This is a genomic window from Actinoplanes sp. NPDC051494, from assembly GCF_044454705.1.
Lineage (GTDB): Bacteria > Actinomycetota > Actinomycetes > Mycobacteriales > Micromonosporaceae > Actinoplanes.
Window position 1 is genome coordinate 114,301 of the sequence record NZ_JBITDZ010000012.1, and the last position, 8,972, is coordinate 123,272.

Annotated in this window: 9 protein-coding genes and 1 pseudogene; 3 read left to right on the forward strand and 7 right to left on the reverse strand. The window is 71.4% G+C overall.

Annotated features, from left to right (window positions below; translation table 11 throughout):
- Nucleotides 1-2 precede the first annotated feature (2 nt).
- Complete coding sequence (locus ACIA6A_RS33450; protein ID WP_015624001.1) at nucleotides 3-491, forward strand: transcriptional regulator; 489 nt, start codon at nucleotides 3-5, stop codon at nucleotides 489-491.
- Between the two features lie 1,690 nt (nucleotides 492-2,181).
- Here ACIA6A_RS33450 and nusB read toward each other — a convergent pair.
- Genes nusB through aroB form a run of 4 tightly spaced genes read right to left on the reverse strand, consistent with a single transcriptional unit; the run spans nucleotide 2,182 to nucleotide 4,752 of the window.
- Complete coding sequence (gene nusB, locus ACIA6A_RS33455; RefSeq protein ID WP_396102135.1) at nucleotides 2,182-2,592, reverse strand: transcription antitermination factor NusB; 411 nt, start codon at nucleotides 2,590-2,592, stop codon at nucleotides 2,182-2,184.
- A gap of 26 nt (nucleotides 2,593-2,618) precedes the next feature.
- On the reverse strand, nucleotides 2,619-3,176 hold the full coding sequence (efp, locus tag ACIA6A_RS33460; RefSeq protein WP_396101973.1) for an elongation factor P: 558 nt from the start codon (nucleotides 3,174-3,176) through the stop codon (nucleotides 2,619-2,621).
- A 41-nt stretch (nucleotides 3,177-3,217) separates the two neighbouring features.
- Entirely contained in the window at nucleotides 3,218-3,679 is a 462-nt protein-coding gene (gene aroQ / locus ACIA6A_RS33465; protein WP_396101974.1) for a type II 3-dehydroquinate dehydratase, read from the reverse strand.
- Nucleotides 3,676-4,752 carry a 3-dehydroquinate synthase gene (gene aroB / locus ACIA6A_RS33470; protein WP_396101975.1) on the reverse strand — a complete coding sequence of 359 codons (1,077 nt, stop codon included), beginning with the start codon at nucleotides 4,750-4,752 and terminating at the stop codon, nucleotides 3,676-3,678. Before aroB ends, aroQ begins: the two co-directional genes overlap by 4 nt.
- A 70-nt stretch (nucleotides 4,753-4,822) precedes the next feature.
- Between aroB and ACIA6A_RS33475 the strand changes: the two genes are divergently transcribed.
- A complete protein-coding gene (locus tag ACIA6A_RS33475) occupies nucleotides 4,823-5,536 on the forward strand; it encodes a Clp protease N-terminal domain-containing protein (protein ID WP_396101976.1) in 714 nt (237 codons plus the stop codon).
- On the opposite strand, the gene ACIA6A_RS33480 is transcribed toward ACIA6A_RS33475, so the two are convergent.
- Both ACIA6A_RS33480 and aroC read right to left on the reverse strand, forming a co-directional pair.
- Nucleotides 5,517-6,029, reverse strand: a complete 513-nt coding sequence (locus ACIA6A_RS33480) for a shikimate kinase (RefSeq protein ID WP_396101977.1) — start codon at nucleotides 6,027-6,029, stop codon at nucleotides 5,517-5,519. The two genes, ACIA6A_RS33475 and ACIA6A_RS33480, sit on opposite strands and share 20 nt — an antisense overlap.
- On the reverse strand, nucleotides 6,029-7,207 hold the full coding sequence (aroC, locus tag ACIA6A_RS33485) for a chorismate synthase (protein ID WP_396101978.1): 1,179 nt from the start codon (nucleotides 7,205-7,207) through the stop codon (nucleotides 6,029-6,031). The genes ACIA6A_RS33480 and aroC overlap by 1 nt, the downstream gene beginning before the upstream one ends.
- A 97-nt stretch (nucleotides 7,208-7,304) precedes the next feature.
- Between aroC and ACIA6A_RS33490 the strand changes: the two genes are divergently transcribed.
- Nucleotides 7,305-8,495 carry a multidrug effflux MFS transporter gene (locus tag ACIA6A_RS33490; protein WP_396101979.1) on the forward strand — a complete coding sequence of 397 codons (1,191 nt, stop codon included), beginning with the start codon at nucleotides 7,305-7,307 and terminating at the stop codon, nucleotides 8,493-8,495.
- 8 nt (nucleotides 8,496-8,503) lie between these two features.
- Here ACIA6A_RS33490 and ACIA6A_RS33495 read toward each other — a convergent pair.
- Nucleotides 8,504-8,972 (reverse strand): annotated as a pseudogene (locus tag ACIA6A_RS33495) (shikimate dehydrogenase); the annotation flags it as partial.

The following is an 8,972-nucleotide window of genomic DNA, read 5'->3' on the forward strand; positions in this document are numbered from 1 at the left end:
GAATGCCGTCTGAGTACGCCAAGTCGCTTGGCGCCCGCCTGCGCTCCATCCGCCAGCAGCAGGGCCTGTCCCTGCAGGGCGTGGAGGAGAAGTCCAACGGCCGCTGGAAAGCCGTCGTGGTGGGCTCGTACGAGCGTGGCGACCGTGCCGTCACCGTCTCGCGCCTGGCCGAGCTTGCCGACTTCTACCGTGTTCCGGTCTCGGAACTGCTGCCCGACGGCAGCGGTGTCCGTCTCGAGGCCACTAACAAGATCGTGCTTGACCTGGAAAAGCTGTACGACGCGGCCGGCGAGGACCTGGCCTACGTCGCCCGCTACGCCCGGGCCATCCAGCAGCAGCGAGGCGACTACAACGGCCGCGTGCTGTCGATCCGCGCCGACGACCTGCGCGCGCTCGCGATCGTCTACGACATCTCCCCGTCGGGCCTGATCGAGCGCCTCACCGAACAGGGCGTCCTGGTCGCCGACCCCCGCGCGTTCTTCGCCAGCTGACCAACCCCAGCTGACCCCGAACGCCACCCCGCAAGCCCGTGCCGCCACCCGGCGGTGCGGGCTTCTGCGTTCCCAGCGAATCCTCGACCCGACAAATCCGGCACGGAACCCCTGCCCGCCTTCGACGGCCCCCGCCGGGCAGCCCCACGCGACTCCCGGCCGAGCTGCGGCCCGGCTGCGGCTCAGCTGCGGCTCATCCACCGCGGGCACGCCAGCCACATGCCTCCCGCGCCCACCGCGACAACCGTCGGCCCAGCCACACCCCAGCCTCGGCGCGGCCTGACTGACCACCCCACCCCCGGATCCACCCTCACCACCGGACCCGTCCGGCACCGCCCGGCACCGCCCGGCACCGCCCGGCCTCGTCCCCGGACCTGCCCGCCACCGCCCGGCCTCACCACCGGACCCATCCGGCACCGCCCGGCCTCACCCCCGGACCCATCCGGCCGCACCCTTGAACCCGTCCGGCACCACCGGGCCTCACCCCGGACCCATCCAGCACCACCTGGTCTCACCCCGGACCCGTCCGACATCACCGGGCCTCACCCCGGACCCATCCGGCACCACCTGGCCTCACCCCGGACCCGTCCGGCCGCGCCCCCGGATCCGTCCGGCACCGCCAGTCCTCACATCGTCAGCCTCGGGCCGCTGAGGCTGCCGGCATTTGGCGTCGCCCGCTGCTGCCCGCCTCGTTGCCCGCGGCGACGACCCAGCCGCAATCCGCAAACAGCCATGATCAAATCCGAACGACCCACCGGGCCGCCGCAGGGGATCTCATCACGGTCCGATGCGTGTCCGGGGTGGGGTTCGCAGGCAAATCCGATCATGGAGGCTCGGCCGTGACCGCGTGCCAGTCTTTGCTTATCGTGCATAACCAACCATTTACGACACTCATTAGTGGATCACTAAACGCCCGAAATGAGTGACGCTGCGTGCTGCCGGGGCGCCTCAACGGCGATCGGAATCGGACATCCGGTGGCCGACGGTGCCATCCTGAACCCAAGGGCACGGCTCGGCATCGCCGCGCCGGGGTCACCCGGGCCCGTGGCTGAGGAAGGGTCGCGGCCGGCGGAAGGGTCGCGGCTGGCGGAAGGCCGACAGCTGGCGGAAGGGCCATGGCCAGGGAAAGCCCACAGCCACCCCACCGAGAAAGCTCGGCCTCCCAACGTCGAAAAGCCTGAGGTCATCACCCCGAACGATCAAAGGTCACAGCGCGATAAAAACTCAGAAACCACGCCTGAATCCTGAGGCCACAGCGTGGGGAAAGCCTGAACGCGCCGCGTGTGGATCCTGAGGTCACATCGTGGGGAAGTCCCGAGGTCTCAGCACAAGGCAGTCTGAGAGTGCCAAGCCCGCGAACCCGGCGGCACGATGCCGGGAAACCCAGCAGCAGGACGCTGGGAAACCCGGAGTCGCCTCGCAGGGGAAGCCACGCGCGCCTCGCCGGGAAACCCGAGGTCATGGCAGCAAGAAGGATCCGCGTGTCCACAACCCGGAGAGTCTCAAGGTCGCCACGCCGGAAGGACCTGAAGCCGCTACGTGGGGGAGGCCAGGGGCGGCGAGTTGGAGCCATTGGCCAGGGCAACAGGCCGCGAGCTGGGGCGACGAGCCGGAGCCGTGGGCTGGGTGGTGGTTACGGGAACAGGCACCCGTGGCCCTGGGGCGGCGGGTGCCTGTTGGTGGTGCTGGGTCAGCGGGTGGCGAACTCGGCGATGCGGCCGAGGATGCCGTTGAGGAAGCGGGGGCTGTCGTCCGTGGACATCTGCTTGGCCAGCTCGACGGCCTCCGAGATGGCCACCGGGTCGTCGATCTCCGTGACGTAGAGGAGTTCGTAGACGGCGATGCGGGCGAGGTTGCGGTCGACCACCGGCATGCGGTCGATGGTCCAGCCCTCGGCGTAGCTGGAGATCAGCTCGTCGATGCGGTCGAGGTTCTTGGCCACGCCTTCGATCAGCCCGATGGCGTACTCGAGGTGGTCGGGGTGCGGCTTCTCGATCCGGTCCAGGTACGTGGTGAGCACATGGGCCGGGGGGAGGTCCCGGAGATCGGCCTCGTAGAGGACGTCCAGGGCCCGCTTGCGCGCCTTGCGGCGGGCCGGCATCTGTGTTTTGGCGCCCTCAGCCATGCTCAGCTGCGGCCGAGGTAGCGGCCGTCGCGGGTGTCGACCTTGATCTTCTCGCCGGTGGTGATGAACAGCGGGACCTGGACGGTCGCGCCGGTCTCGACGGTGGCCGGCTTGGTGCCGCCGGTCGAGCGGTCGCCCTGCAGGCCCGGCTCGGTGTAGGTGACCTCGAGGAACACGCTGGTCGCGAGCTCGATGTACAGCGGGACGCCCTCGTGGGTCGCGACCGTCGCCTCGGCCTCGGGCAGCAGGTAGTTGGAGGCGTCGCCGACCGTGACCCCGGGGACCGTGATCTGCTCGAAGGTGTCCAGGTCCATGAAGACGAAGTCGTCGCCGTCCTGGTAGAGGTACTGCATCGTCCGCTTGTCGACCGTGGCCGTCTCGACCTTGGTGCCGGCGTTGAAGGTCTTGTCCACGACCTTGCCGGAGAGGACGTTCTTCAGCGTGGTGCGTACGAACGCCCCGCCCTTGCCCGGCTTGACGTGCTGGAATTCAACCACGGCCCACAGCTCGCGATCGAGGTTGAGCACCAGGCCGTTCTTCAGGTCGTTGGTGGAAGCCATGTCCTGCCCTGTGTTTGGAAACGAAGCGTTGAAAAGCGAGTTTACCGGCGCGACACGTCACCCGGCGAATCGGGGCGAGTCCATCCCGCGATGTGTGTGAGTGCGAGCCGGTATCCGTCGAGCCCGAGACCTGCGATGACCCCGGTGGCGACCGCCGAGACGACCGAGTGGTGCCGGAATTGCTCGCGGGTGTGAATGTTGGAGATGTGCACCTCGACCAGGGGTGCGCGCAGCATCGCGCACGCGTCGCGGACCGCGTAGGAGTAGTGCGACCAGGCTGCCGGGTTGAGGACGACCGGGGCCTGCTCGTCGGCGGCGGCGTGCAGCCAGCCGAGCATCTCGTGCTCGGCGTCGGTCTGCTGGACCACCACGTCGAGGCCCAGTTCCTTGCCGGTGCGTTCGCACAGCTCGACCAGGTCGGCGTACGAGGTGCTGCCGTAGACCTCGGGTTGCCGGGTGCCGAGCCGGCCGAGGTTCGGCCCGTTCAGGACGTACACCCTCACTGAGCGACCGCCTGGTAGGCGCGTTCCAGCAGGGCGACGTCGTCGACGGCGAGGATGCCCGGTTTCGCCAGGCCGTCCAGGACGACGAAACGCAGGGTGTCGGCGCGGGCCTTCTTGTCGATCCGCATGACGGGCAGCAGTTCGGCGAAGGCATCCGCACGGTACGACGTGGGCAGCCCGAGCAGCGTCAGGACCGCGGCGTGCCGGGCGGCCGTGTCGTCGTCGAGCCGGCCGGCGAGCCGGCCCAGCTCAGCGGCGTACACGACACCGACCGCGACCGCGTCGCCGTGCCGCCACGTGTAGTTCTCGGTCTTCTCGATCGCGTGGGCGAGCGTGTGACCGTAGTTGAGGATCTCCCGCAGGCCGGATTCGCGCAGGTCCTCGCCGACCACCTTGGCCTTGACCAGGATCGCGCGTTCGATGAGCTCGCGCAGCACCGCGCCGGACGGGTCGGTGGCCGCGGCCGGGTCGGCCTCGATGAGGTCGAGGATCGCCGGGTCGGCGATGAAGCCGCACTTGGCGACCTCGGCCAGCCCGGCGCGCAGGTCGTCGGCGGGCAGCGAGTCGAGCAGGTCGAGGTCGCAGAGCACCCCGGCGGGCGGGTGGAACGCGCCGACCAGGTTCTTGCCGGCGCCGATGTTGACGCCGGTCTTGCCGCCGACCGCCGCGTCGACCATGCCGAGCACCGAGGAGGGGACCGGGATCCAGCGCACGCCGCGCAGCCAGCTCGCCGCGACGAAACCGGCCAGGTCGGTGACCGCTCCCCCGCCGACCCCGACCACGGCATCCGTACGGGTGAAGCCGGCGGCGCCGAGCTGGTCCCAGCAGCGGGCGGCGACCTCGACGGTCTTGCCGGCCTCGGCGTCGGGGACCTCGATCGGCAGCGGACGCAGCCCGGCGGCGGTCAGCGCGTCGGCCACCGCGTCGGCACGATCCTTGAGCGGCGCGGCGAACAGGATCGCGACCCGCACCGCGCCGTCGAGCAGCGTGGGCAGCGCGTCGATCAGGCCACGCCCGACGAGTACGTCATACGGCCGGTCACCGGCCACGGGGATGCGGGTCACGTCGTTCATCGGCTCCGATGCTAGTCCGGCCCTCATGGGGTTATAGACAGATAACCCCATGAGGGGTTACATCTGTCGCATGCCAAAAATCAACGTGTACCTGCCCGACGACCTGGCCGATGCCGTACGCGATGCCGGCCTGCCCGTGTCAGCCATCTGCCAGCGCGCCCTGGAGGAGGCGGTCCGCCGCGTCACCACGATCCGCCGGGTGGTGCTCGGCGACCTGGACCCGGCCGCACTCACCACCGCGTTGCCGCACTTCACCGCCCGTACCGTCACGGTGCTGACCCTGGCGATCGCCGCCGCCCGCGAGACCGGCGCACCGGCCGTGACCACCGCTCACCTGCTGCGCGGCCTGCTCGACGAGGGCGCCAACCTGGGGCTGCAGATCCTCACCGCGATGGAGATCGACCCGGCGGCGATCACGATCCCCGAGGGCGGGGAAGCGGGCGGCGAAGGGCTGCGCTTCAGCACCCCGGCCGCGACCGCGATCGAGCTGGCCGTGGCCGAGGCCACCGGGATGGGCCACAACTACGTGGGCTGCGAGCACCTGCTGATCGGGCTGAGCGCCGAGCCGGACGGGCTGGCCGGCACGCTGCTGCGCGACCTGGGGGCCGATGCCCGGGCCACCCGGCGCACGGTCACCGCGGCGCTGGCCGGCTATGCCCATCTGCGCGCAAGTGCGCCGGCGCCGGCCCCGGCGGATCTGCGCGCCGCGGTGCGGGCCGAGATCACTCCGCTGCTCCAGCGCGTCGAGGCGCTGGAGGCCGAGGTCAGTTCGCGGCGACCTTGAGCAGACCGGCCAGTTCGGCGGCGATCTCGCCGGGGGTCCGGGCGTCCGTGTGGACCGTGTGGGTGGCCACCGACGCGTAGAGCGGGCGGCGCTCCTCCATGAGGAACTTCAGCGTGGCCCGCGGGTTGATGCTGAGCAACGGCCGGCCACCGCCGAGGCCGACGCGCTTGACCGCGTCGGTCAGCTCGACCGACAGGAAGACCACGGTGTGCCCGCGCAGCGCGTCGCGGGTGCCCGGGTCCAGGATGGCTCCCCCGCCCAGGGCGAGGACCCCCTCGAATGTGGTCAGGGCGGACGCGATCGCCTCGCGTTCCATGGCCCGGAACACCGGCTCGCCCTCGTCGAAGAAGATCTCCGGGATCCCCTTGCCGGCCCGCTGCTCGATGAGGTGGTCGGTGTCCTCGAACGCGACGCCGAGCAGGGCCGCGACGGCCTTGCCGACCGTGGTCTTGCCGGCGCCGGGCGGGCCCACCACCACCGCTGCGGGCGACATCAGCGGATCAGCAGACTGTCGAGGTACCCGGCGAGGTTGCGCTGCATCTCGGCGATCGAGTCGCCGCCGAGCTTCTCGGTCGCCGCCTCGGCCAGGACCAGGGCGACCATCGCCTCGGCCACCACGCCACCGGCCGCCACCGCGGTGATGTCCGAGCGCTGGTTGATCGCGGTGGTCGCCTCGCCGGTCAGGACGTCGACCGTCTGCAGCGCCCGGTTCAGCGACGAGATGGGCTTGAGCGCGGCGCGGACCCGCAGGTTCTCCCCGTTGGTGATGCCACCTTCCAGGCCGCCGGCCCGGTCGGTGATGCGGCGTACCCCGTCGGGGGTGTTGATGATCTCGTCATGGGCGACCGAGCCGCGGGAGCGGGCCTGGGTGAAGCCGTCGCCGATCTCGACACCCTTGACCGACTGGATGGACATCAGCGCGGCGGCGAGCCGGGCGTCCAGCTTGCGGTCCCACTGCACATGCGAACCCAGACCCGGGGGTACGGCGTACGCGAGCACCTCCACGATGCCACCGAGCGTGTCGGCGTCCTTCTTGGCCGCGTCGACCTCGGCCACCATCCGCGCGCTCGCCTCGGGGTCGAGGCAGCGCAGCGGGTCGGCGTCGATCCGGTCGGCGTCCTCCGGGGTGGGGATGAGCCCGGCCTTGGCCGCGACCGAGCCGAGCTCGATCACGTGCGAGACGACGTCGATGCCCATGGCCTGCTTGATCAGCGCCTTGGCGACCACACCGACCGCCACCCGGGCGGCGGTCTCGCGGGCACTGGCGCGTTCGAGGATCGGCCGGGCGTCGGTGTGGCCGTACTTCTGCATACCGGCCAGGTCGGCGTGCCCGGGGCGGGGCCGGGTCAGCGGCGCGTTGCGAGCCTGCTCCGCCAGCTCGGCCTCGTCGACCGGGTCGGCCGACATGACCATCCGCCACTTCGGCCACTCGGAGTTGCCGATCCGGATCGCGACCGGGCTGCCCAGCGTGACGCCGTGCCGGACGCCACCGATGATCTCGATCTCGTCCTTCTCGAACTTCATCCGGGCGCCGCGGCCGTAGCCGAGACGACGGCGTGCGAGATCGCGGCCGATGTCCTCGCTCGTCACCCGCACACCGGCGGGCACGCCCTCCATCAGGGCGACGAGCGCCGGGCCGTGGGATTCACCTGCGGTAAGCCAGCGCAACACGGGTCACAGTCTGGCACGACGGCGTCGCGGTCCGCACCCCGCACTCCGCCGTCCCGCCCAGCGGACGCCGGGGACGGGCCGGCGGTATGTTCCCCCGATGATCAAGACTGCCCGCGGGCCGCTCATGGTGGTCATGCTGGGTTTCGTCACCGCGATCGGGCCGTTGTCACTGGACATGTACCTGCCCGCGTTCCCGGCCATCTCCGGCGACCTCGGGGTCGGCGACGCGCGGGTTCAGCTCACGCTCACCGCCTGCCTCGCGGGTCTCGCGCTGGGCCAGCTCGCGTGCGGCCCGCTCAGCGACCGGTGGGGCCGGCGGCGGCCGTTGCTGATCGCCGTCACCGCGTACGCGATCATGTCGTTGATCTGCGCCTTCGCCCCGAACGCCGAGCTGCTGGCGGTGGGGCGCCTGGCCCAGGGTCTCGCGGGCGGTGCCGGGGTGGTCGTGGCCCGGGCGGTCGTGCGCGATCTCTATGCGGGGGTGGCCGCGGCCAAGTTCTTCTCGCAGCTGTCGCTGATCTTCGGCCTGGCCCCGATCGCCGCGCCGCTGCTGGGCAGCGTGGTCCTGACCGTCACGTCGTGGCGCGGCGTCTTCGTCACGCTCAGTGTGATCGCCTGCGTGCTGCTCGTGCTGCTGGTGGCCCGGATGCCGGAGACCCTGCCGGCGGAGCGGCGCAGCCCGGGCGGCCTGCGCGACATCGCGCGCACGGCCCGCACCCTGGTCCGCGACCGGTTCTTCGTCGGCTACGCGCTGGCCCAGTCGTTCGCGTTCGCCGGCCTGTTCAGCTACCTGTCCGGGTCGTCGTTCGTGCTGCAGGACGGTTACGGCGTGTCCGCGACGGTCTTCAGCCTGCTCTTCGGGCTCAACTCGTGCGCGCTGATCGTCACCAGCCACGCCAACAGCCGCCTGCTGGACCGGTTCCCGCCGCGCCGGCTGCTGGTCGCCACGCTGATCGCCCAGACCGTCGCCGGCGTGATCACTTTCACCTCGGCCGCCGCCGGGTTGTTCCCCGGGCTGCTGACCGGTTTGTTCATCCTGGTCGGCACGATCGGCCTGCTGACCCCCAACTCGACGGCGCTGGCCCTGGACCGTCATCCGGAACGGGCCGGCACCGCGGCGGCCCTGCTGGGCGGGGTGCAGTCGGTGATCGCGGCGCTGGCCACCCCGCTGGTCGGCCTGGGTGAGCCGGGCCGGGGAGTGCCGCTCGGCCTGGCGATTCTCGGCTTCGCGCTGGTCGCGCTCGCGTCGCTGCTGACCCTGACGCGGGTACGGCGGGAGCGCGCCTGAACCTCGCGTCAGCGCACGCTGGCGGCAGCGGTCAGGGCCTCACGCATCGCCCGTTCCGGGGCCGGCGACACCCCGGTGAAGAGTTCGAACTGGCCGAGCGCCTGGGCGAGCAGCAGATCGAGGCCGGAGACCACCCGCACGCCGTGGGCAAGGGCCGCGGCGGCCAGCGGGGTCGGCCACGGGTCGTAGATCGCGTCGAACAGCACCGTCCCGCGGCGCCACGTGACCCGGGTGGCCAGCGCGTCGGCGGCGCCCTTGGGGACGGTGGAGATGATCGCGTCCGAGGTGAAGACGCCCGGGGCGTCGGCCCAGCCCACCCCGGTCAGCGTGAGTCCGAGCGCGACCGCGGCCGGGGTGAGGTCGTCGAGGGCACCGGGGCGGCGGGTGACCACCGTGACCTGTGTGGCGCCGAGCTGCGCCGCCGCGGCCAGGGCGGCCCGCGCGGTGCCCCCGCCGCCGAGCACCGCGATCGAGGGC

Coding starts and splice junctions, on each gene's coding strand:
- ACIA6A_RS33475 (WP_396101976.1), top strand. CDS start 4,823: ATGCCAAAAATCAACGTGTACCTGCCCGACGACCTGGCCGATGCCGTA.
- ACIA6A_RS33490 (WP_396101979.1), top strand. CDS start 7,305: ATGATCAAGACTGCCCGCGGGCCGCTCATGGTGGTCATGCTGGGTTTC.
- nusB (WP_396102135.1), bottom strand. CDS start 2,592: ATGCCGGCCCGCCGCAAGGCGCGCAAGCGGGCCCTGGACGTCCTCTAC.
- ACIA6A_RS33480 (WP_396101977.1), bottom strand. CDS start 6,029: ATGTCGCCCGCAGCGGTGGTGGTGGGCCCGCCCGGCGCCGGCAAGACC.
- efp (WP_396101973.1), bottom strand. CDS start 3,176: ATGGCTTCCACCAACGACCTGAAGAACGGCCTGGTGCTCAACCTCGAT.
- aroB (WP_396101975.1), bottom strand. CDS start 4,752: ATGAACGACGTGACCCGCATCCCCGTGGCCGGTGACCGGCCGTATGAC.
- ACIA6A_RS33450 (WP_015624001.1), top strand. CDS start 3: ATGCCGTCTGAGTACGCCAAGTCGCTTGGCGCCCGCCTGCGCTCCATC.